General features: G+C 30.9%; 19 protein-coding genes. 6 read left to right on the forward strand and 13 right to left on the reverse strand.

Annotated features, from left to right (window positions below; translation table 11 throughout):
• Positions 1-18 precede the first annotated feature (18 nt).
• Both ACVHXK_RS02730 and ACVHXK_RS02735 read right to left on the reverse strand, forming a co-directional pair.
• A complete protein-coding gene (locus ACVHXK_RS02730; protein ID WP_461204821.1) occupies positions 19-1,032 on the reverse strand; it encodes a substrate-binding domain-containing protein in 1,014 nt (337 codons plus the stop codon).
• 100 nt (positions 1,033-1,132) lie between these two features.
• On the reverse strand, positions 1,133-2,149 hold the full coding sequence (locus tag ACVHXK_RS02735; protein WP_461204822.1) for a LacI family DNA-binding transcriptional regulator: 1,017 nt from the start codon (positions 2,147-2,149) through the stop codon (positions 1,133-1,135).
• Between the two features lie 399 nt (positions 2,150-2,548).
• Here ACVHXK_RS02735 and ACVHXK_RS02740 point away from each other — a divergent pair, with 399 nt between their 5' ends.
• The 4 genes from ACVHXK_RS02740 (at position 2,549) to proC (ending at position 7,457) form a co-directional block, all read left to right on the forward strand.
• Positions 2,549-3,112 (forward strand): helix-turn-helix domain-containing protein, encoded by a 564-nt coding sequence (locus ACVHXK_RS02740; RefSeq protein ID WP_461204823.1) that lies wholly within the window; start codon positions 2,549-2,551, stop codon positions 3,110-3,112.
• 112 nt (positions 3,113-3,224) lie between these two features.
• Positions 3,225-4,133: a glycyl-radical enzyme activating protein gene (locus ACVHXK_RS02745; RefSeq protein WP_461204824.1), complete on the forward strand. Its 909-nt coding sequence runs from the start codon at positions 3,225-3,227 to the stop codon at positions 4,131-4,133.
• 3 nt (positions 4,134-4,136) lie between these two features.
• On the forward strand, positions 4,137-6,512 hold the full coding sequence (gene hypD, locus ACVHXK_RS02750; RefSeq protein WP_461204825.1) for a trans-4-hydroxy-L-proline dehydratase: 2,376 nt from the start codon (positions 4,137-4,139) through the stop codon (positions 6,510-6,512).
• Positions 6,513-6,653: 141 nt separating this feature from the next.
• Entirely contained in the window at positions 6,654-7,457 is an 804-nt protein-coding gene (proC, locus tag ACVHXK_RS02755) for a pyrroline-5-carboxylate reductase (RefSeq protein ID WP_461204826.1), read from the forward strand.
• A 191-nt stretch (positions 7,458-7,648) separates the two neighbouring features.
• On the opposite strand, the gene ACVHXK_RS02760 is transcribed toward proC, so the two are convergent.
• Together ACVHXK_RS02760 and ACVHXK_RS02765 are read right to left on the reverse strand one after the other, a co-directional pair.
• The gene (locus tag ACVHXK_RS02760; protein ID WP_461204827.1) at positions 7,649-8,365 is read right to left on the reverse strand and encodes a metallophosphoesterase family protein; all 717 of its coding nucleotides are present in this window, start codon (positions 8,363-8,365) and stop codon (positions 7,649-7,651) included.
• 272 nt (positions 8,366-8,637) lie between these two features.
• Positions 8,638-9,384 (reverse strand): cyclase family protein, encoded by a 747-nt coding sequence (locus ACVHXK_RS02765; RefSeq protein WP_461204828.1) that lies wholly within the window; start codon positions 9,382-9,384, stop codon positions 8,638-8,640.
• Positions 9,385-9,733: 349 nt separating this feature from the next.
• On the opposite strand from ACVHXK_RS02765, the gene ACVHXK_RS02770 reads away from it, so the two are divergent.
• The gene (locus ACVHXK_RS02770; protein WP_461204829.1) at positions 9,734-10,021 is read left to right on the forward strand and encodes a putative quinol monooxygenase; all 288 of its coding nucleotides are present in this window, start codon (positions 9,734-9,736) and stop codon (positions 10,019-10,021) included.
• Positions 10,022-10,168: 147 nt separating this feature from the next.
• Here the strand turns inward: ACVHXK_RS02770 and nspC are convergent, their stop codons facing one another.
• The 4 genes from nspC to ACVHXK_RS02790 form a co-directional block, all read right to left on the reverse strand.
• Positions 10,169-11,302: a carboxynorspermidine decarboxylase gene (gene nspC, locus ACVHXK_RS02775; RefSeq protein WP_461204830.1), complete on the reverse strand. Its 1,134-nt coding sequence runs from the start codon at positions 11,300-11,302 to the stop codon at positions 10,169-10,171.
• A 10-nt stretch (positions 11,303-11,312) separates the two neighbouring features.
• On the reverse strand, positions 11,313-12,512 hold the full coding sequence (locus ACVHXK_RS02780) for a saccharopine dehydrogenase family protein (RefSeq protein ID WP_461204831.1): 1,200 nt from the start codon (positions 12,510-12,512) through the stop codon (positions 11,313-11,315).
• Between the two features lie 52 nt (positions 12,513-12,564).
• Positions 12,565-14,478, reverse strand: a complete 1,914-nt coding sequence (gene speA, locus ACVHXK_RS02785; RefSeq protein WP_461204832.1) for a biosynthetic arginine decarboxylase — start codon at positions 14,476-14,478, stop codon at positions 12,565-12,567.
• 129 nt (positions 14,479-14,607) lie between these two features.
• A complete protein-coding gene (locus tag ACVHXK_RS02790) occupies positions 14,608-15,132 on the reverse strand; it encodes a DUF2179 domain-containing protein (RefSeq protein WP_461204833.1) in 525 nt (174 codons plus the stop codon).
• Positions 15,133-15,417: 285 nt separating this feature from the next.
• On the opposite strand from ACVHXK_RS02790, the gene ppnP reads away from it, so the two are divergent.
• Entirely contained in the window at positions 15,418-15,735 is a 318-nt protein-coding gene (gene ppnP, locus ACVHXK_RS02795; protein WP_461204834.1) for a pyrimidine/purine nucleoside phosphorylase, read from the forward strand.
• A gap of 163 nt (positions 15,736-15,898) precedes the next feature.
• Here the strand turns inward: ppnP and ACVHXK_RS02800 are convergent, their stop codons facing one another.
• The 5 genes from ACVHXK_RS02800 to ACVHXK_RS02820 form a co-directional block, all read right to left on the reverse strand.
• Complete coding sequence (locus tag ACVHXK_RS02800; RefSeq protein WP_461204835.1) at positions 15,899-16,393, reverse strand: aconitase X swivel domain-containing protein; 495 nt, start codon at positions 16,391-16,393, stop codon at positions 15,899-15,901.
• A complete protein-coding gene (locus ACVHXK_RS02805) occupies positions 16,393-17,685 on the reverse strand; it encodes an aconitase X (protein WP_461204836.1) in 1,293 nt (430 codons plus the stop codon). The genes ACVHXK_RS02800 and ACVHXK_RS02805 overlap by 1 nt, the downstream gene beginning before the upstream one ends.
• Before the next feature lie 9 nt (positions 17,686-17,694).
• Positions 17,695-19,965 (reverse strand): oxidoreductase, encoded by a 2,271-nt coding sequence (locus tag ACVHXK_RS02810; protein ID WP_461204837.1) that lies wholly within the window; start codon positions 19,963-19,965, stop codon positions 17,695-17,697.
• 156 nt (positions 19,966-20,121) lie between these two features.
• Complete coding sequence (locus ACVHXK_RS02815; RefSeq protein ID WP_461204838.1) at positions 20,122-21,570, reverse strand: alpha-amylase family glycosyl hydrolase; 1,449 nt, start codon at positions 21,568-21,570, stop codon at positions 20,122-20,124.
• 124 nt (positions 21,571-21,694) lie between these two features.
• Positions 21,695-22,279: a CDP-alcohol phosphatidyltransferase family protein gene (locus ACVHXK_RS02820; protein WP_461204839.1), complete on the reverse strand. Its 585-nt coding sequence runs from the start codon at positions 22,277-22,279 to the stop codon at positions 21,695-21,697.
• Positions 22,280-22,311 lie beyond the last annotated feature (32 nt).

The following is a 22,311-nucleotide window of genomic DNA, read 5'->3' on the forward strand; positions in this document are numbered from 1 at the left end:
TATTCTTATTTATATCTACTATTCACCTGGGTGTAATAATTTATATATGTCCTCATCATTCATATTATCTTTTGTTACAATAGTTGCATCAATAATAATATTTTTTTCTACTTCATTTCCCTCTATAGCTTCAACTGCTTTCATAACACCATTGTAGCCCATACCGTATGGATCTTGTACTACAAGACCTTTTAAAGTACCTGCCTCTAATGCACTAATTTCATCTGTATCAGCATCAAATGCATAAGCTATAACTTCATCAGCTTTTCCATTTTCTTCAAGCGCTTTAGCTACTCCAACACCCATATGATTATTATCTGCAAAAATCCCAATCAATTCTGGATTAGCAGAAATTAAATTTTCTGTAATACTCAATGCTTCTGTTATATCATTATTTCCATATTGAGTTTCTAACACTTCAATATCTGGTACTAGCTCTTTTATTTTGTTTATAAAGCCTTCAGTTCTATCAGTATTTACTTTTGTACCAGCAACTGAACTAACAACAACTACTTTTTTACCTGATGGGTCTATTCCATTTTCTTTCCATTCTTCTAGCATTGCTTCTGCTGCTTGCCCAGCTGCTAAAGCATGGTCGGTAGCTAAGAAAGCTGTGTAATTATCTGTATTTAACTGATTATCAACAGTAATTACTGGTATATTTTGTGACATTGCGTCTTCAATAGCTGGAACTGTTGCATCTGTACTACTAGAAGCAATTACAATACCATCTGGCTGCTTTATAACTATATTTTCTAAAATAGATACTTGTTTATCAATATCAGCCTCTGATGGTGGTCCATCTGTAGTTACTACAATTTTTCCATTGCTATCTGCTGCTGCTGCTTCTGCACCTGCCAATAATGTTTGCCAATAATCTGAGTCTGTTGCCTTAACTATGACAGCGATTTCGTAGGCTTCTGAATCTGAATCATTTACTGTGTTTTCTGAATTTGTGTTTGTTCCACCACATCCTACTAGTGATGTCATCATTAATGTTACCATTGAAAGAATAATTAATTTTTTCTTCATAATATTACCTCTCCCCTATTTATTATTTATTTAAATTGCAATTTAATGCAATAAAAAACCTTTATGTTACCGGTTCCACATTCCATAAAAAAATTTATTTCTAAATTTTTTTCTCTGAACCTTTCAAAACCAACTTATATGGCATAATACACATATTTCTTTCCTTATTAGGAGATTTAAATCTCTCTAAAAGCATATTCATTGCAACTCTACCCATTTCTATTGTATCCCTTGTAACATAACTAAAGTTATATCCAAGAATATCTAAAACCTCTATATGATCAATTCCAATAGCCGCAATATCTCTACCTATTTTAATTTCCTTTTCTGTAGCAGCTTTAATTAATCCTAAGTTTGTTCTATTATTACATGTAAATATTGCCTCTGGAATATCTTCACTTTCAAATATATTTTTAGAAATTTTATAAGCCGTTTCAATACTAAAATCACCACGATATATATACTTATCTTCTACACATATTTTGTTGTCTTCCATAGCATCTCTGAACCCATTAAATCTATCTCTTGCTAATTTCAGGTCCATATCACCTGTTATAATACCAATTTTCTTGTGACCTTCATTAATCAATACCTCTGTTGCACAATAAGCACTTTTATAATTCTCATAAAAAACACCATCCCACTGTGAATTTTCGATTTCTCTATCGACAATTACAACAGGAACTCTTAAATTATTTAATAATCTCCTAAGTTTGTTTGACGCATCGGGTTGAGAATAATCAACGGCTGGTGTCATAATAACACCTCTAACTCTATTTTCTTCTAACATTCGAAGAGCTTTTTCTTCTTTTTCAGCATTATTGTTGGTATCACAGTAAATAATATTAAAATCATTTTGGTCTACTATTTCAGTAATGCCTTTTAAAACTTCTCCAAAGAAAGTATTATCAATCTCTGGAATCACAACTCCAATGGTATTAGTTTCTCTTTTAGATAGATTTCTAGCCATTGCAGAAGGCAAATAATTGTGTTTTTTAATTAAATCTTCAATTTTCTTACGAGTTTCTTCATTAACATATCCAGTATCGTTTAACACTCTAGATACAGTTGATTTCGAAACTCCAGCTTCTTCTGCAATCTCTTTAATCGTTATCATTCTATTCCTCCATATGTGGCACCGGTTTCATATACATACTAACACCATATTTATTCTTTGTCAAATTATTTTTTTAATAATTTTTAATAATATTATTTAATCAATACTTGCAAAATACTTTATTTAATTTTTGATTGAAAAAATATTATACTAATTTAGTTAAAATACTACTTATAATTTCATCATACATATTAAAAATCATTTATTATTACCTATAATAAAAATATTCCCCTAATTATAAATTATTATATTTATAAAAAAACACTGTATTCATTTATATGAAATATAATTCATATTTATAAATTATTTGTAGATTTTACCTCTTAATTGTTGTATAATGAACTTATAATTACTAGTCTATGTTTAAAAAAATATTATATCCTATTTAAGGAGGTTTACATGAACAAAGCTATTGGTGAAAAAATCAAAAATTTAAGAACCGAAAAAAAAATGACTTTAAAAGAGCTCAGTGAACTTTCAAATCTATCTACAGGTTTTCTTTCACAGTTAGAGAGAGGTATGACTAGTATAGCTGTTGATACTCTTAGTACTATCGCAAATATTCTCAACGTTGAACTTACCTATTTTTTTGAAAGTCCTAAAGAAAAAAATACCTTTGTTTTAAAACATTATGAACAATCTATATTTCAAATTGAAAATAATAGTTACATACAATATCACCTTACAACTATGGCAGAACATAGTACTATGCTTCCAAGATTAATTGAAATCTTACCTGGTCAATATGATGAAAAAATAGGTGAATATGGTCACGATGGTGAAGAATTTGTTTATGTACTTGAAGGGATTTTAACCCTTTTTATGGATGAAAAAAGAGAGGAATTATATCCTAGAGATGTTGCCCACTACCCTTCAACAATTAATCATAACTGGGCAAATTATACTAATAAAGTAACAAGAATACTAGTTGTAAGTGCACCTAACCCGTTTTTGAAATCATAATATAAAGAGTAAAGTGTGAAATATGAAGTGAAAATACAAATAATTTAAAACCTTTTAAAACATAATTCACAATTGTAGTAATTGCTAATTTTAAAAAGCAGGAGTTGATAAAATGATAACTGGGACTTTATTTAATATACAAAAATTCTCCATCCACGATGGCCCTGGCATTCGTACTACTCTTTTCTTTAAAGGCTGTCCTATGAGATGTGCTTGGTGTCATAACCCTGAGAGCTTTTCCTTAAAACCTGAACTTTTACACAATAAAGAAAAATGTACTCTCTGCGGTGAGTGTGCAAAAAATTGTGTTGATGGTTCCATAACTATTAAAGATAATAAGCTTAATATCAATAATCAAATATTCTCTGGTGATGAAAATATTATTGATGAGTGTGTAAACAATGCACTCACAATTGCAGGAAAAATCTATACTATAGAAGACGCTCTTGAAGAAGCTTTAAAAGATAAAATTTTTTATGAAGAATCTGGTGGTGGTGTTACCCTATCCGGTGGAGAATGCCTTACTCAAATTAATTTTGTGGAAGAACTACTTAAAAGACTTAAAGCTGGAAATATCCATACAACTATAGATACTTGTGGATATGTTCCAACAGATTACTTTAAGCGTATTGCTCCGTACACTGATCTTTTCCTCTACGATATAAAACTAATAGACAGGAAAGCTCATAAAAATTTTACTGGTGTAGATAATTCTCTTATTATAGAGAACTTAAAATACCTTGGCTCACTAAAAGCAAATATATTCTTAAGGTTACCAATTATTATAGGTGTCAATGCCACTGAAGAACATATTAAAAACATAATTACATTGCTTGAAGAAAATAATATAAATGTTGAACAAGTTAACTTATTACCTTACCACTCAATTGCTGCGGGTAAATATGATAAGTTAAATCTTCCTTACAATAAAAATGCTTTTTCAGTACCAACTTCTGAAGAGCTAAATAAATATAAATCAATTTTAGAAGAAAAAAATTATTCTGTAATAATAGGAGGTTAAATTATGTCAAAACGAGGATCAACTGAAAGAGTAAAACAATTAAGAAAACAAAGTGTATCAACAGAGCCAAGTATAACTATAGAAAGAGCTCAGCTAGTGACAGAAACTTATAAAAACTATCAAGGCAGTGTATCAACTCCGGTTTTAAGAGCTCTAACTTTCAAAAATATTATGGAAAACAAAAAATTATGTATCAATCCAGGCGAACTAATTGTAGGTGAAAAAGGTGAAGGTCCACAATCAACGCCAACCTTTCCAGAATTATGTTGCCATACTCTTGAAGATTTTGACGTTATGAATTCAAGGGAACGTATTAATTTTAACGTTAGTCCTGAAGTTAGAAAAATTCAAGAGGAAGAAATTATTCCTTTCTGGGAGAATCGTTCAATCAGACATAAAATTATAAACTCCGTTTCTAAAGAATGGAGAGACTGTTACTACAGTGGTATTTACACCGAATTTATGGAACAAAGAAGCCCTGGGCATACTGTTGCTGATGGTAAAATGTATAGAAATGGATTTCTAGATTTCAAAGCTAGAATTCAAAATGAACTAGAAAAGCTAGACTTTATTAATGATTTGGATGCATTAGAAAAAAGAGAAGAATTAAAAGCAATGAGTATCTGCTGTGATGCTATTATTTCCTATGGAAAACGCTATGGCGACTATGCAAGAGAACTTGCCTCAAAAGAAAAAGATGAAAAACAAAAGGAAATTTTACTACTAATTGCCTCAAACTGCGATGTTGTTCCTGCTCATAAACCACAAACATTCATGCAAGCTGTTCAAATGTATTGGTTTGCTCATATTGGTGTAACATCTGAACTTAACAACTGGGATGCATACAGCCCAGGACGTATTGACCAACATTTAAATCCTTTCTATAAAAAGGATATTAATGAAGGCATCTTAACAAGAGAAAAAGCTCAAGAAATTCTCGAATGCCTCTGGATAAAATTTAATAACCAGCCATCCCCTCCTAAAGTTGGTGTAACACTAAAAGAAAGCGGTACTTACACTGACTTTGCAAATATCAATACTGGTGGAATAACAGAAGATGGCCATGATGGTATAAACGAGGTAAGTTATTTAATTCTCGATACAATGGATGAAATGAAATTACTTCAACCAAGCTCAAATGTTCAAATCAGCAAAAAAACTCCTGAAGCCTTTATTAAACGTGCTTGTGAAATTTCAAGAAAAGGTTGGGGACAGCCTGCCTTCTATAACACTGAAGCTATTATTCAAGAGTTATTAAATGCAGGAAAATCTATAGAAGATGCTCGTCAAGGTGGTACAAGTGGCTGTGTTGAAACAGGAGCCTATGGTAAAGAGGCTTATATACTAACTGGGTATTTCAATTTACCTAAAATTTTAGAAATAACATTAAATAATGGTTTTGACCCTGTTTCGAAAAAACAACTTGGTTTACAACTTGGTAATGCCGAAGATTTTAAATCCTATTATGAATTATTCCAAGCCTACAAAAAACAAATGAAGCATTTTGTAGATATCAAAGTTGAAGGAAATAATATAATTGAAAAAATTTATGCTGAGTATATGCCTGCTCCATTCTTATCAATACTTACAGATGACTGCATTTCTAGAGCTAAAGACTACAATGCTGGAGGAGCACGATATAACGTTAACTATATACAAGGAGTTGGTATCGGTACTATTACTGATTCACTAACTGCAATTAAATATAATGTTTTTGATAAAGAAAAATTCACCATGTCAGAACTAATGAATGCTCTTAAAAATAACTTTGTAGGTTATGAAAAACTTCATAATTTAGTATTAAATAAAACACCTAAATATGGAAATGACGATAACTATGCTGATGACATTATGAAAGAAGTATTCTTTGCCTACCGAGATGAAGTAACCGGACGTCCAACTGTAAAAGGTGGAACTTGTAGAATTAATATGCTTCCAACAACTTGTCATGTTTATTTTGGATCTGTAATGACTGCAAGTGCAAATGGTCGTCTTGCACACAAACCTGTTTCAGAAGGTATTTCACCTGAAAAAGGTGCTGATACTAATGGCCCTACTGCTGTTATAAAATCAGCGGCGAAAATGGATCATTTAAGTACAGGGGGTACACTACTGAACCAAAAATTCACTCCATCAGTTGTTGAAGGCGAGCAAGGATTAAACAATATGAGTTCACTTGTAAAATCCTATTTCACAATGGATGGTCATCATATACAGTTCAATGTTATTGATCGTCAACTATTACTAGATGCTCAGGCAAATCCTCAAGACTATAACGATCTTATTGTTAGAGTCGCTGGCTATAGTGACCATTTTAATAATCTTGATAAGGCACTTCAAGATGAGATTATTTATAGAACTGAACAAAAGTTTAATTAGAGATAAACTACTTGAACATAAATTTATAAAAGTCCATACGTCGTCAAATCAGCTATTTTTGTACTATATATAAATTAAGCTTACGTAAGTTTTATCTTTAGTGTTATAATTTATATAAAAATGTGAACTGGAGGAAATAAAATGAATAAACTAGGATTTATCGGTTGTGGTAATATGGGAAAAGCAATGATTGGGGGTATTATTAATTCTGGTCAATTAAAACCTGAAGAAATTATTGTTTCTGATTTGAACGAAGCATCATTAAAAGCTGCTAATGAAGAACTTGGTATAAACACAACAACAGATTCTGCAGCGTTAGCAGAAACTTCAGAAATTATAATAGTTGCCGTAAAACCAAACATTTCTGGAATTGTATTAAAGCAAATTAAAGATAAAATTCAACCTTCTACTCTAGTAGTTTCTATTGCAGCAGGTATATCAATTAATTTTATAGAAAACATACTTGGAGATGATAAAAAAATCATACGTACTATGCCAAATACACCTGCCTTAGTTAACGAAGGTATGACAGCAATTTGCCCAAATAAAAATATTTCTGATGAAGAAAAAGACTTAATTGTTAATATATTTTCTGGCTTTGGCAAAGCTAAAGTAGTTGGTGAATACTTAATTGATAGCGTAATTGGGGTAAGTGGATCTTCTCCTGCATATGTATTTATGTTTATAGAAGCAATGGCCGATGCGGCTGTTATGGCTGGTATGCCTCGAGCTGATGCCTATACTTTTGCAGCACAAGCTGTATATGGTTCTGCTAAAATGGTACTTGAAACAGGTATGCACCCAGGTGCACTTAAAGATATGGTTTGTAGCCCTGGTGGAACAACAATCAACGCAGTAAAAGAATTAGAAAAAACCGGCTTTAGATCTTCAGTTATAGAATCCGTTACAGCTTGTATAAAAAAATCTAAAGATATGAGTAAATAAATAATTTAACTACAACTATAACTCTATGCAAGTCTCAACCTCACAAAAGTATGTGATTTTGGTATTGCATAGATTTATTTTTAGTAATGTATATCTTATGCTACACAAAATCTTTCAATCAATTTAACAATTATAGATTTTCTGACCAACGGCAAGAAAATCCACCTTAATTGTAAATTGTGCATTATAATTTAGTATCCTTTTTCTATCATCGGTATTAACTTATCATAAATCATATTATTCTCTTTAATAGCTTTTACCATACTTTCAACATCATAGCTCACCTTAATAATCTCACACTTAACTTTACTCTCTTGAATATCAACAATAACATATGTAGCTCTAGAATCACCATGCTTTGGTTTGCCTACAGAACCAGCATTAATAAAATGTTTATCTCCAATTTTCAAGTAATAAGGTATGTGCGTATGTCCGCATATAATAACATCTGATTGAACCGTTTTTTCAAATTGTGATAAATATTCCTTATCTTCATATAAATATTCGTCTATTGCTCTATGGCTACCATGTACCACTAATATTTCTAATTTTCCACAAACAAGCTTTAAACGAGTTGGAAGATTTTTGAGATACCTTCTATTATCATCACTAATTATCCAATTAGTAAAAACAAGAGAAGCCTTCTTTTGAATTTCTTCCTCTGACATAACATTAATAATATCATTATTAACCTTCTCTGAATCCCCAATTCTCTTATCATGATTTCCTTGAACTACAAGTACTTTATGCTCTCTCATCATTTCTATAACTTCATTAGGGAAAGCTAAATACCCTACAAGATCTCCTGTAGATATAATAAAATCAACTTTTTTATCATTTATGTCTTTAAATACACTATCAAGTGCAAATTTATTACTATGAATATCTCCTATAATAGCAAACCTCATTAATATTCCTCCTAAGCAGATTATAATTCTAGATTAAGTATAAAATAAAGATTATTATCTTATACCTATATTAAAACTTTGTTATTTATAAGATACAATACATACACTAATTATTCAACACTAAAGTAATAAGCATAAAAATATTATTAATAAATACTTTATTACTCACAATTATTTAAACCATTGCCTAAATAAAAAAACTAATGATTATAAAGGATAATTTCCTTGATGCTCATTAGCTTTTCTAATATGTTATTAAACTTTAATTGCTACTATTCATTCACTATCGCAAAAGCTCTTACTGGAAAACCTGGTGCATCTTTAGCCTTTGGAACTATACAGAAAATAATTGCTCCCTTTGGTGGAACTTGATCTAAATTTGCCATTACTTCAATTTGATATGTGTTTCTATTCAATATATAATATTCACCTGCGAATCCATGTTCACCCTGCCTTATTGGCGCATCAGTATCAAAAGGTTCATGTCCATTTGCTGCTATATTACGTTCTTCGTACAAAAACTTTAATGCGTCTAATGACCATCCTGGATAATGAGGATTTCCTTCACTATCTAAATTTGAACATTTTTCTTGGTCTGGCCAATTCTTACTCCAATCTGTTCTCATTGCAACAAAAGAACCTTCTGGAATAATTCCATATTCCTTTTCCCAATCATTTATATCATCAATAGTTAATTCGTAATCAATATTTTCTTTAGCTTTTTCCGAACAATCAATAACTACTAAAGGTAATACCATTTCTTTAAGTTCTATACCGTCTATTAACCTTTTACCTTTTGCAAAATGTCCTGGCGCGTCCATATGTGTACCATATTGTCCTGGTAGAGTAAATTGATTCACAAAAATACCATGTTCTTCAATTGTAAAAAGTGTTTCAATATTCTCTGGTTGAAAACCTGACCATTTAGGTGTATCAGAACCAAAATCTTGTGTTAAATCAACCCACTTACATTCTTTCAAACTAGATAAAACACTCCATAAATTCATATCCATTGCCATAATAAACATCCCCTTAGATTAATAATTTTATAATTATTTGATAACTTTACATTTTTTATAAAGTATGACTTAATTGATAAATATTGTTATAATTATATACCATTTTGTTAAAATAATCAATATTTTTCAATCATATTAATATTTTAACAGTCATTATTTTATCTATTTGTCATTTTTCTGAAAGCATGGATTTACAATTCATTCCAAAGATAAAACATATTGTTTCTCTTTATCATTAACTATTTTCCTTAATGATTTTGTATACAATTAATTATCTACAATAACTTGATTTAATATATAATAAGGTTTATACTTTAATTGAAAAATATATAGGACGAGGTGTAAATATATGTTAAAAATAGTTGCGAAAAATTTTGTTAAAAAAGATAAGGTTGATGAATTTAAAGAATTATGTAAAGAATTAGTAGCTTCTACATTAAAAGAAGAAGGAAATATTAGTTATGAATTATTCCAAGATATTGAAGATCCTACAATATTAACTTTCATAGAAGAATGGGAAAATGCTGAAGTTTTAGCTATCCACGCTAAATCTGAGCACTTTACTAGAATTGTTCCTATGCTAGGAAAATTAACAGAAAAAGAAATGCAAATCAGTAAATATACTAAAGCAATTTAAAATCACTGGTAAAAATAAAAAGACTATCCTAATTATAAAAAGGAAAGTCTTTTTTATTTTTGCAACTACAAAATTCTAAATTTTAAATGGAAATTTTATTATATTCACAAGTATAATTATAACTCCAATTTTTCTATACTATAGAAATTATAATCTTCTTTTATAGTCCTCATATCCAAAAGATTTAATAATTTTTACTCCTCCATCATTTGCCACTGCAATAGACGGAAGATTGATTCCATTAAAGGTATTATTTTTAACCATAGTGTAATGTGCCATATCAGTAAATACTAGCCTATCACCTATTTTTAAAGGTTCATCAAAAGAATAATCAGAAATTATATCACCAGCAAGGCAAGTCATTCCGCCTAGACGATAAGTATATTTCTTCTCTTCTGGTTTACCTGCTCCTATAATTTCAGGGCGATAAGGCATTTCTATTACATCAGGCATATGACATGCGGCAGATGTATCAACTATAGCTACATCTAGTTCATTATGAACAATATCAAGAACTTCTGTAACTAAAAACCCAGTATTTAATGCAATAGCTTCACCTGGTTCAAGATAAATATCTACCTTATATTTGTTTTTCATATAATTAATACTCTTTATCAGTCTATCTATATCATAATCTTCTCTAGTAATATGGTGTCCCCCACCAAAATTCAACCATTTCATATTTCCAAGGAAATCGCCAAATTTCTCTTCAACAACTTCAAGAGTTCTCTCTAAAGTATCTGAATTTTGTTCACACATAGTATGGAAATGTATACCATCAATTTCATCTAATCTACTCTTGTCAAATTGGTCTAAAGTAACACCTAATCTTGAACCTCTGTAACAAGGATCATAAATAGGAGTTTTTATCTCAGAATACTGAGGATTAATTCGAATCCCTCTTTGAATATATCTATCTTTAACATTATCCAATTTTTCTTTAAAACGGTCTAATTGGTCAAAAGAATTAAATACCATATGGTCTACATACCCAATAATTTCATCAATTTCTCGATTATGATAAGCAGGGGCATATATATGGACTTCTTTTTTCATTTCCTCAAATCCAAGTTTTGCTTCATTAAGAGAACTTGAAGTTACTCCTGCTAAAACTTTAGCAATCTGTGGAAAAGTATGATACATAGAGAAACCTTTCAATGCCACAAGAATTTTACATCCTGTTTCATCTTGTACTCTTTTTAATTTTTCTAAATTCTTTTGTAGTAATCGTTCATCTACCACATAGCATGGTGTTGGAACTTTATTAAAATCTATATTCATCTTTTACCCCTTAGTCTACTAATGTTGGATTAAATTCTTCATGCCAAGGAAGTCCTTGTTTATTTAACTCTTCCATAAATGGATCTGGGTCAAATTCTTCTACATTATAAACCCCAGGTTTCTTCCACTTTCCTTCAAGTAATAACTTAGCACCAATCATAGCTGGTACACCTGTTGTATAAGAAATTGCTTGTGAACCTACCTCTGCATAACATTCTTCATGTACACAAACATTATATACATAATAAGTTTTTTCCTGACCATCTTTTATCCCTCTAAAAATACAACCAATATTAGTCTTACCTTTTGTACGTGGTCCAAGACTCGCTGGATCTGGTAGAACAGCTTTTAAAAATTGCAACGGTTGGATTTCCATTCCTTCAAACTTAATAGGCTGGATAGAAGTCATCCCTACATTTTGAAGAACAGTTAAGTGATTGATATAATTTTGTGAAAATGTCATAAAAAATCTTATTTGTTTAATCCCTTTAATATTTTGAGCTAATGACTCTAATTCCTCATGATAAAGTAAGTACATATCTTTATCCCCTATTTGTGGAAAATCATAAACTCTTTTTATTTCTAGTGGCTCTGTTTCTATCCATTTTCCTTCATTCCAGTAACGACCATTAGCTGTGATTTCACGGATATTTATCTCTGGATTAAAATTTGTTGCAAAAGGATATCCGTGGTCTCCTGCATTAGCATCTAATATATCAATATAATGAATTTCATCAAAATAATGTTTCATAGCATAAGCACTAAATATCCCTGTTACCCCTGGATCAAATCCGCATCCTAGTATAGCTGTAAGTCCAGCTTTTTCAAACCTTTCTCTATACACCCATTGCCATTTATATTCAAACTTAGGTACTGAAGGTGGTTCATAATTGGCTGTATCAAGATAATGCACTCCTGTAGCAAGACAAGCATCCATAATAGTTAAATCTTGATATGGAAGTGCCACATTGATAACCATATCCGGCTTAAAATCATTTATTAAATCAATTACATCTTGAGTATTATCTGCATCAACTTTAGCAGTTGAAATTTTTGTTTTCCCACCATCTAGTTTTTCTTTCAGCGCATCACATTTTGATTTAGTACGACTAGCTATACAAATCTCCTCAAACACTTCTGGATTTTGACAGCATTTGTGCACAACAACACTTGATACCCCTCCGGCACCTATTATTAAAGCTTTTCCCATTTTATTACCTCCGTTATTTTTTACTTATTTATATCTTGAATAATTTTTTCATTTATCTTTCATAATATGTATATCCTCGTAGTCCATTATCTAAAGAGTTCATTATTTCCTTTCGTTCACTAGCACTTATACTACCTTCTTTAATAGCCTTCTCAGCAATTTCTCTAAATTTCAAACGCATTTGTTTAGCATCAAACTCTACGTATGATAATACATCTTCTACACTATCACCACTTATTTCTTTAGTAAGATGATATTCACCTTCCTTGTTAATTTGCACACTTACTACATTTGTATCACCAAATAGATTATGCAAATCACCAAGAGTTTCTTGATAAGCACCTACTAAAAAAGTCCCAATATAATATTCTTCTTCCTTTAACTCATGTAATGACAATGTCTTATTAACATCATGTAAATCAATAAATCTATCTATTTTTCCATCACAATCGCAAGTAATATCAGCAATTATTCCATTTCTCTTAGGCAATTCTAATAATCTATGAATGGGCATAATAGGAAACAACTGATCTATAGCCCATAAATCCGGAATAGATTGAAAAACTGAAAAATTACAATAATATATATCTGCAATTGCACTTTCAATATCTTCTAATTCAGGCGGTGCAATCTTTAGTTTTTCTTTTTCTTTAGCTATTTGATAAATAGTATTCCAAAATATCTTCTCTGAGAAAGCCCTATCTCTTAAATTAATACGTCCATGTTTGAAAATACTTTTAATTTCATCTCTATAATAAAGTGCATCATTATAGCACTCTTGCAAATTCTTATGAGAAATATTCTTATTAACCTCATATAGGTTTTGAATTTGCTCTGGCATATTTTCATTGAGTTTTTCTGGAACCTCATACTTCTCAAATTTTGTTACATCAAGAACATTAAATAACAAAACAGAACAATGCGCTACCAAAGCTCTACCTGATTCTGTAACTATAACAGGATGCTGAATTTCACTCCTATCCATTACTCTCATAACAGCCTCTACTATATCTGCACAATACTCTTCTACACTGTAGTTACGGCTATTAGTATAATTTGTACTCGAACCATCATAATCTATGGCTAGACCTCCACCAAGGTCAAGATATCCCATCGGTGCTCCTTCTTTTACAAGTTCAGCATATACCCTTGCTGCTTCAAGCACAGCATTTCGAATGTCTCTTATATTAGGTATCTGCGAACCCAAATGGTAGTGAAGCAGTTTAAGACTATTTAACATATCTTTTTCTCTAAGTTTGTCAACTATTTCAATGATTTGTGAAATATTAAGTCCAAATATACTACGGTCTCCACCTGATTCTGTCCAATGTCCACCTGCCTTTGCAGAAAGTTTTATTCTAACTCCAATATTAGGTTTAACACCAATAACTTTTGAACGTTCTAAAATTATATCTAATTCATTTGGCATTTCTATTACGAAAAAGCAATTATACCCCATCTTAACAGCATACAGTCCAAGATCAATAAATTCTTCATCCTTATATCCATTACATATCAAACAAGCTTCCTTATCTTGCATTTCTGATAAAGCAGCTATAAGCTCTGGCTTACTTCCTACTTCTAATCCATGATGATATTTTTGTCCAAATTTTGCAATTTCCTCAACAATCTGTTGTTGTTGATTAACTTTAATAGGATATACTCCTCTATAGCAACCTTTATAGTCAAGTTCTCTCATTGCTTTATTAAAAGAATCATTTAAATAGGCAATTTGAGCATCTATCAAATTATCAAACCTAAGAAGCACTGGCATATCTAAACCACGTTCTTTTACTCCAGATACTATTTCCATCAAGCTTACTGCCGAATTTTCATTTTTATAAGGATTGACTAAAACTTCTCCCTGTTCAGAAATAGAAAAATATCTCCTGCCCCAATTTTTTATCCCATAAAGTTCTTCAGATTTTTCTTTAGTCCATCTTCCAAGTAACTCTTGTTTGTTCATATAAACATTCCTTTCATATATATTATAGCCAAAATAACTTTCTGTATTACTTGTATATCTTTGATCTTTGATTTTCGATACTAAAAAAAAACATCACCCTATTCTAAGTGAACTTAAATAAGAAAATATTTATTTCTTTATTAAACCATATCCTCCATAAACCGGCTTAATATCATTAATTGTAATTACAACATTACTTTGTAACTCTCTTATCAACTGAGTTGCTTCTGATAATTTTCTTCTCTTTATATTCATAATCAAAACATATCGTTCCGAATTCATTCCTTTACCTTTAAGAACCGTAACAGCAAATCCTTTATCTCTCAAAGTTTTAACTAACTCATCACCATCTTTTTCCTTTACTATAGCTTCTAGCCTTAATGTACCAAAACTAAGTTTTTCTTCAACAATTGACCCTAAATAATTTCCTAGAGCAAAACCTAGAGCATATACAACTACTTTAATAGGATCACTAGTTATGTCCTTTAATACCGTTGATATAATAATAACCCAAATTATGACTTCAAAAAATCCAATTATAGATCCTAATAATTTTTCACCTTTAGTAATTAATACAATTCTAGTGGTTGCTAATGTTACTTCAATTATTTTTGCAACTAATATTAAAATATACACAAATATTACATTCATCATTTTCCCATCACCTCAACCCATTACTAACAAAATACATATCGTCATTTCAATTAAATTATATTAATAAATTAAGATAAGTCAAGAAGTTTTTCCGACAACCTTTTACTCATTATAAATTGTCAAAATCTCATTCTTAATTCTTCTTTTTCATCTCTTGAATCTCCATCCTCTTCATAATAATCATAAGATTTGATATATATAGTTTATACATCAATTATAAAGTAGAATTTTCTATAAAAAGCAATTATAATTATACTACTAGAACAACTTTAAGGAGGAATTCAAATGGATAATTTTGAAAAAGTATCAATATTAAAAAAAGCAAATATTTATTTTGATGGAAAAGTTACAAGTAGAGTTGTATTATTTGAAAATGGCGAAAAGAAAACTTTGGGTATAATGTTACCTGGAGAATATGAATTTGGAACAGAAGACAAAGAATTAATGGAAATTACCGCAGGAAATCTAGATGTAAAACTACCTGGAAGTGAAAAATGGGAAAACTTCCTATCTGGCAGTGAGTTTGAAGTACCTGCAAACTCAAGTTTCAAACTAGTTGTAAAAGAAACTACTGATTATTGTTGTTCATATATTAAAGAATAATTTTAACTAATTAACGTTAAATGAAACATAAGTAGCTCACTAGCTACTTATGTTTCATTTTTAAGTTCTGTTTTAAAATAATATTGATATTTAAACTATTATACAAATAATCTTATTAATATCAACACTTCTTTAAAATACAGCCCTTTATTAAAACCTTTAACTATACCCTTCGTACAATTACTTCTCCATCTTTCATAACTTCTACTTCCATATCATCTTCCATATAAGATAAAAATTCTTCACCTAATTGATCAATAGCAATAATAGTATTATCTGTCCATATATCAGATAGTATAACACCAGCTGCTGCTAAGGAATCTATATGTTCTGAAAATAACATAACAGAAGGAGCTATGCCCATTTTGCATACTGTTTGCAAAACCAGACCTCCTGTAGTAGAACCAATGGTTGTTGGTAAACACAAAACTTTACCTGTTAAGTTTTTATTATATAAATCTGGATTGTTTTGATCTGCACAAATTGCTTCTTTTGCCTTCTTTAAAGCACTTTTCTGAAAAGTTGCTAGAGTATTTACTCCTTCTTTCGAAACAACAGATTTTCCTTTAAACTCTCCAGCAATAATTACTCTGCCCTTAAATCTTTTCTCATTAACAGTAGCTTCTTTTATATTACTAATGCTTTTATTTTCACCCATTATAAACACCTCCCAGTTGCAATTATTTTAATGATATCTTCATCTTTATAATATCTACTAGAAGTATAGGTTCTTAATTTATTAGAATTTGTAATAACTGGTTGCTTACCACAAGTAGGGTTATTCATATACATTAATGGACAGATTGATGTAAAATTAACTCCAAGATTTTTTAATTCATCATATTTTTCTTTATCTTCTTTAATAAACCTCTGAAGTACATCAGGAGCGCAGCAAAATATAGTTCTTAGGGCTACTTTGCTTTGATTATTTTCAAGTAATCCAGTCTTAATATTTTCGTACCACTGATAAATCTGACTAAATGAAAGATGCGGACACCCTATAAAACATATTTTAGGTTTAGCCTCTTTATCTTTCCAAATCACTGGATAAGACTTATAAACTCTTTCTAATTCAGCATCATCAATGACATAAGTTTTTACATTACTACTAATTAAATCAGTCCCTAATGAAACAGCTTCAGGAGTTAACCCTTCTACATGATACAATCCAACAGACCCATTAGAAGCACTTGCTGCTCCCATATCTTTAAAATAGGATTTTGCTGAATCATTTAAAGTATTGCCTAAAAATTTATCAAGGCCTTTAATATATGGGACTTCTTCAACAACTTTAAGTCCAATAGCACTTCCTAATATTTGAGCTTCAGGTATCTTTGTAGTTTTTACTTCTATAACCCAGGTTGCTTTTCTTCCTTCATCTGTTAATAAATCAAACTCTGGGACTTTGCCTATAATAGCCCCAAACAACTCCATAATAGCTGAGTTCCTATTGCTCCTTGCACCAAGCACAGAATTGGCATATACTACGGCCGAAGACTCTGCCCATGATAATATATCTCCTTGTTTTGGTTGATTTCCAACCTCATCTAAATAACACGTACATGTGAATGCGTTACTATTTTTAAGGCCTACCTTTTGCAACTGTTTTTCATACTCATTTTGTTTCCCATATACAAATTTAAACACAAGCTTTTGAAGCATATTTGCCTTAACATTTTCATAATCAGTTGGCCTAGGGTCCACAGTAAATGGCTCTTTAGTTTTTATATTATTTTCCACTAATTCGTCCATCATTTCATACAAAGGCTTTAAAATAGAAACCCCAAAAGAAGTCACGAGATGAGCTGGTGCATCAATAGAGACTAATCTTTTAGCTTCAAATACTTCTCCATACATAACTAATGTCTTCAAAACCTTCTGAAGTGTTTCACCTTGTTTTCCTTCTAGAATATCTTTTTCTTCCCTAGTCAGTTCCATTTTATATTCCATATAATCCCCCTATATACTTATTCCAAGCGCATAAGCAGCTCGTGTTGCCTCTAGAACTTTGTGTTGAACGAAAGAATCACCAATATTATAAATTTCTTTTGCTGTATTATTTCCTACACATTCATAATAAAGAGCATCATTAGACCTACCACCCATAGCAAGAACTACTAAATCACATTCCATATCCACTTCTTGATTTTCTTCTTTAATCTTCTTTGCAAGTGGGTTTTCTACATTTTCAGGTAAAATAGGTTTCCAGGTTATATATGGATTAGGAACTGTATTTGATGTATTTTTTGAAACTAAAATTGATTTTTCACCAATGCTTTTTAAGGCAGTACAATTTAATAGCTCTACTTCTCCTTTTTCAAGATAATGAATTATATGCCCTCTATTAGCAGTACAAGTATGATTCATGAAATAAGGTTCCATTTCAAGAATTTTTACATTTTTATTCATTTCATACTTGAGCATATATGCCACTTCACATCCAACTACGCCACCACCAACTACTACAATATTAGTAGCGTCTTTTGCTAATTCTCTCTTCCCTAAAATATCAATAGCTTGGTGTACATGTGCCTTATCAATACCCGGTATATTAGGACATGCTGGTTTTGTACCTGTTGCCGTTACAATTACATCAAATCCTTTATCTTTTAAACTTTCTTCTGTCATTTCTAGTCCAAACTCTATACTTAACTTGTATTGTTCTTTTGTATCCTCTATTAATTTCCCTAAATAAGCTATATAATTTTTAATTTCATATTTTATAGATGGCTCTGAACCTGGATTTAACATTCCTCCAATTTGCATATCTTTTTCATAAATAGTTACATCATGTCCTCTTTTTGCAGCTATACAAGCAAATGTAATTGCTGCAGGACCTGACCCAATAACTGCTATTTTTTTAACCTTCTCTGTCTTTGTGAAAGTTTCAGGATAAATATTTTCAAAAGCAGTTCTAGGATTTACAGCACATTGAGGATGTCCACCTTCAACGAATTCATTAATGCAACCTTCTTGGCAACCAATACATGGAATAATTCTATCTATCTCTCCCTTATATGCTTTCATTGGCCACTTAGGATCTGCTAAAAGTGGTCTGCCAAGCATAACCATATCACATTTATTATCTCTAAGTGCTTGTTCAGCTAAATCAGGATATCCTAACTTACCAACGGCAACTACAGGGACTTCAACACCTGCATTTGAAAGAATATTATTATCTTTAAAATAATCTTTAACAATTTTTGAAATATCTAAAAAGCATCCAGGTGGCATCGATGCCGGTGGATGAGGTAACCACCAATTATCATAACAACCTAAATCAACATCAAAAATGTCTACGCCTGCTTGTACAAGGTTCTTCATATAATCTAAAGTCATTTCTACTGTTCTTTCATTTTTGAACTTTTTAAGACCTTTTTCTGTATCCATTTTTGATTCGTAAGTAATATTCAAAACAAGTGATAGATCTATTCTATACATAATAGGATACCTATCACCGCATCGTCTTCTAATTTCTTTTACCATATCTAATCCAAACCTTTGCCAATCTGCATATTTACCTATTTTACGTCTGTTGAAAGCTGGGTTTGTCATTTGCTCTAATAAGTATCCTTCATGCCCATGTAAGTAAACCCCATCAATATTTGCAGCCTTTGCATCAGCTGCAGCTTGACCTGTATTTTTAATAATCTTCTTACACTGACCATCAGTCAAACGTTTACATGGCACATCTGACATATAATAATTAGGATTCCATGAAGCCGATACAGGAAATTTAAGAGAATTTACAAGACATTGAGGATTTCCTACCCTTCCAAGCCCTGGTGTTAACTGAATAAAAAATTTTGACCCATGTGCATGCACTCCAGCTGCTAAATCTCTCCATCCAGAAAAAACCGTACGTGACCTATCTATTCTAGGAAAATAAGAAAGATTTCCTTTTTCTATAAGAGAATTGTCAATACCAAAGCTAGTAGGAACTAATCCTGAAGTAATCAAGCCCACTCCACCTTTAGCTCTTTCCACAAAATATTGTATCATTTTCTCATTTGGTCTACCTGTTTCTTCCGCCATTTGCACATTACCCATAGGCGCCATAACTAACCTGTTTTTTACCTTCAACCTATTGATAGTAATAGGTGAGAACATTTCATTGTAAGGATAATTATTTGCTGTCATTTTACCTTTTTCCAAAACTTCTTCATCCTTGAACCAATCTCCATAATAATTCTCTAAATCTTCTAACACCCTTTGATAGTTTTTTTCCATATAACACCGCCTAATTAATATAGATATTAATTTTTACATAAAAGTTTCATCTAACTTTCATTAGATATTGAATTTCAATGCAATAAGATTATAGTTAATTTATACTTCTATAGTAATAATTATATATAACTTTCCAATATAATACAATGAATTTGTTTAATATTTAACTATCAGAAATCTTGCAGAAAGTCCATCAATTTGGATGTTATATATATTTTCATAACTCTCTATTTTATCGCCCGATATCAAATCTTCTACAAAATTTCCATCAATCTTTTCCTTAGGGATATTTATAGTTTGCTTTGCAGTTGAAATATTGAGTACATAAATAACTCTATTATCTTCATCTTCTTTAAGGTCCACAAAAATTATATCATTAGCTATTATATTTGTTCTCTTTCCATTCCATAGAGCTCTATTATTTTTTCTTACATTTATAAGTGTAGCCACATAACTACGCAAATCCTCTTGCTGTGATGATAAATTCATTATCTGCCCATTTGTTCTTGATACATGGTCATCATAAAAACCTTCATCTCCATTATTTACAAAACCACTAACTTCATCACCAATTTCTTCCCCATAATATATAGTAATAGGACCCGTATATGCCACTAAAAAGCTAAAGGCTATCTTATATCTTTTCCAATAATCATCATTTTCTTTTCCATAGCTTAGATTTGGTGCTCTTTCTATCAAATCACCAAACCTCACTAGATCATGATTTCCTATCATTAAATTAGGTATTGCATAACTTGGATATACAGCTTCATTATTCAATCCTTCGTTCAAAACAGATGCAGGTCTTCCATATGCATTATATGTATCTACTATTTCTTGAGTAGCCAAAACCTGTACTAATTTATATCTTAGTGGAAAATTGAAGGCAGAGTATAATCCTGGCTTGTCCTCTGTTCCATAAGTTCTTTCAGCAATAACCTTAGGGTCTCCATTCCAGTCCTCACCAACCATATATCCTAAAATGCCCCACTTTTTTCCTTCATTTTTTCTCTCCTTACATTTATCCTCAACAGCTCTCCGTATATCTATCCAGTAATTTCTATCCTGGTCTGGAGCTGAAAGCTGATAACTTTGGTCAAACCTCCATCCATCAATTTCTAACTCATCAATCCAAAAGGTTGCAACACCTTTATAAAACTCCAAACTTTCTGGATATGAAACTAAACCATCCTCTCCAAAAGGTTTAAGACCTTCTGGGGAAGCTTTAACATCGCTCTTATGATGTCCAAAAACGCCGTCTAAAATAACATACAATCCAATATTATGTGCTTCCTTAACTAGATTTTTAGCATCTTCTATAGTACCAAATCTTGAATCTACTTTATAATAATCTCTTGCAAAATACCCTGTAGAATCAAGCTTAGAATCTCCATCAGAATCGAAAATAGGAGTGATCCATATCATATTTACTCCTAAGTCTTTTATATAAGGCAATGCCTCTTTTATTCCTTTTAAATCTCCACCAAAACTGCTTGGACCAAATCCAGTCCTGTATCCAAGATCTCGATCCCCATCTATAAATGATGAAACCATAACTTCATAAATAATTAAGTTGTTGAAGTTGCTTCTAACATTATATTCCATAATATCAACCACCTTTTAAATATTATACTTCATATAATTTAAAATGTTACATATAAATATAAGAAAACCTACAAAAAATTTTCCCCCTTGAGGTTTTTTGTAGGTTTTATATGTTTTATATGTTTTATATATCATATCTAACTATTCTAAAAAATCTTATAATACCAGTTATAAAAATTATAGCATTAAATATCATAAGTATCCAAAATAAATATTGATTAAATATCATCATCAAACTAAAAGCAATAAAAGTTTCCGTACGCTCTGCTATCCCTATATCATAGTGCATACTTTTACTCCCTTCATTTCGAAAAAGTGCCCCTGCTACCATAAATGTTGAAAAATTAAAGATAACTGAAATAAAGAAGACTAAATATGCGAAAGAATACTCCGGATACCAAAAATAGAACCCTAATATAACAGCAGCTTCAACCATACGGTCAAAAACCAAATCCATATAGGCCCCTGCTCTACTAGATTTATTGGTAAGCCTCGCCACAGTGCCGTCTATAACGTCAAACAACCCTGACATCCAGAGTAAAACTAAGGCAATAATAATAAATCCTTGCGAAAGAAAAACACTAGCTATTATACCAATAATAAATGCAGCTATTGTTATAATATTAGGTGATAGCTTACACTTAACAAACCCTTTAGCTAAGTAATCAAACCATGGTTGAACACGTTTTCTATATTTTGTATCAATCATAAATACTCCTCCTAGCATACTTTTCTTAAAGT

The sequence above is a fragment of the Clostridium sp. DL1XJH146 genome, assembly GCF_054819755.1.

Excerpts from the sequence above, each read along its gene's own strand:
- ACVHXK_RS02780 (WP_461204831.1), bottom strand. The coding sequence starts at position 12,512 with ATGGGAAAAGCTTTAATAATAGGTGCCGGAGGGGTATCAAGTGTTGTT.
- ppnP (WP_461204834.1), top strand. The coding sequence starts at position 15,418 with ATGGATAATTTTGAAAAAGTATCAATATTAAAAAAAGCAAATATTTAT.
- ACVHXK_RS02760 (WP_461204827.1), bottom strand. The coding sequence starts at position 8,365 with ATGAGGTTTGCTATTATAGGAGATATTCATAGTAATAAATTTGCACTT.
- ACVHXK_RS02810 (WP_461204837.1), bottom strand. The coding sequence starts at position 19,965 with ATGGAAAAAAACTATCAAAGGGTGTTAGAAGATTTAGAGAATTATTAT.
- nspC (WP_461204830.1), bottom strand. The coding sequence starts at position 11,302 with ATGAATATAGATTTTAATAAAGTTCCAACACCATGCTATGTGGTAGAT.
- speA (WP_461204832.1), bottom strand. The coding sequence starts at position 14,478 with ATGAACAAACAAGAGTTACTTGGAAGATGGACTAAAGAAAAATCTGAA.
- hypD (WP_461204825.1), top strand. The coding sequence starts at position 4,137 with ATGTCAAAACGAGGATCAACTGAAAGAGTAAAACAATTAAGAAAACAA.
- ACVHXK_RS02800 (WP_461204835.1), bottom strand. The coding sequence starts at position 16,393 with ATGGGTGAAAATAAAAGCATTAGTAATATAAAAGAAGCTACTGTTAAT.
- ACVHXK_RS02765 (WP_461204828.1), bottom strand. The coding sequence starts at position 9,384 with ATGGCAATGGATATGAATTTATGGAGTGTTTTATCTAGTTTGAAAGAA.
- proC (WP_461204826.1), top strand. The coding sequence starts at position 6,654 with ATGAATAAACTAGGATTTATCGGTTGTGGTAATATGGGAAAAGCAATG.
- ACVHXK_RS02820 (WP_461204839.1), bottom strand. The coding sequence starts at position 22,279 with ATGATTGATACAAAATATAGAAAACGTGTTCAACCATGGTTTGATTAC.
- ACVHXK_RS02815 (WP_461204838.1), bottom strand. The coding sequence starts at position 21,570 with ATGGAATATAATGTTAGAAGCAACTTCAACAACTTAATTATTTATGAA.
- ACVHXK_RS02790 (WP_461204833.1), bottom strand. The coding sequence starts at position 15,132 with ATGATGAATGTAATATTTGTGTATATTTTAATATTAGTTGCAAAAATA.
- ACVHXK_RS02805 (WP_461204836.1), bottom strand. The coding sequence starts at position 17,685 with ATGGAATATAAAATGGAACTGACTAGGGAAGAAAAAGATATTCTAGAA.
- ACVHXK_RS02745 (WP_461204824.1), top strand. The coding sequence starts at position 3,225 with ATGATAACTGGGACTTTATTTAATATACAAAAATTCTCCATCCACGAT.
- ACVHXK_RS02770 (WP_461204829.1), top strand. The coding sequence starts at position 9,734 with ATGTTAAAAATAGTTGCGAAAAATTTTGTTAAAAAAGATAAGGTTGAT.
- ACVHXK_RS02730 (WP_461204821.1), bottom strand. The coding sequence starts at position 1,032 with ATGAAGAAAAAATTAATTATTCTTTCAATGGTAACATTAATGATGACA.
- ACVHXK_RS02740 (WP_461204823.1), top strand. The coding sequence starts at position 2,549 with ATGAACAAAGCTATTGGTGAAAAAATCAAAAATTTAAGAACCGAAAAA.
- ACVHXK_RS02735 (WP_461204822.1), bottom strand. The coding sequence starts at position 2,149 with ATGATAACGATTAAAGAGATTGCAGAAGAAGCTGGAGTTTCGAAATCA.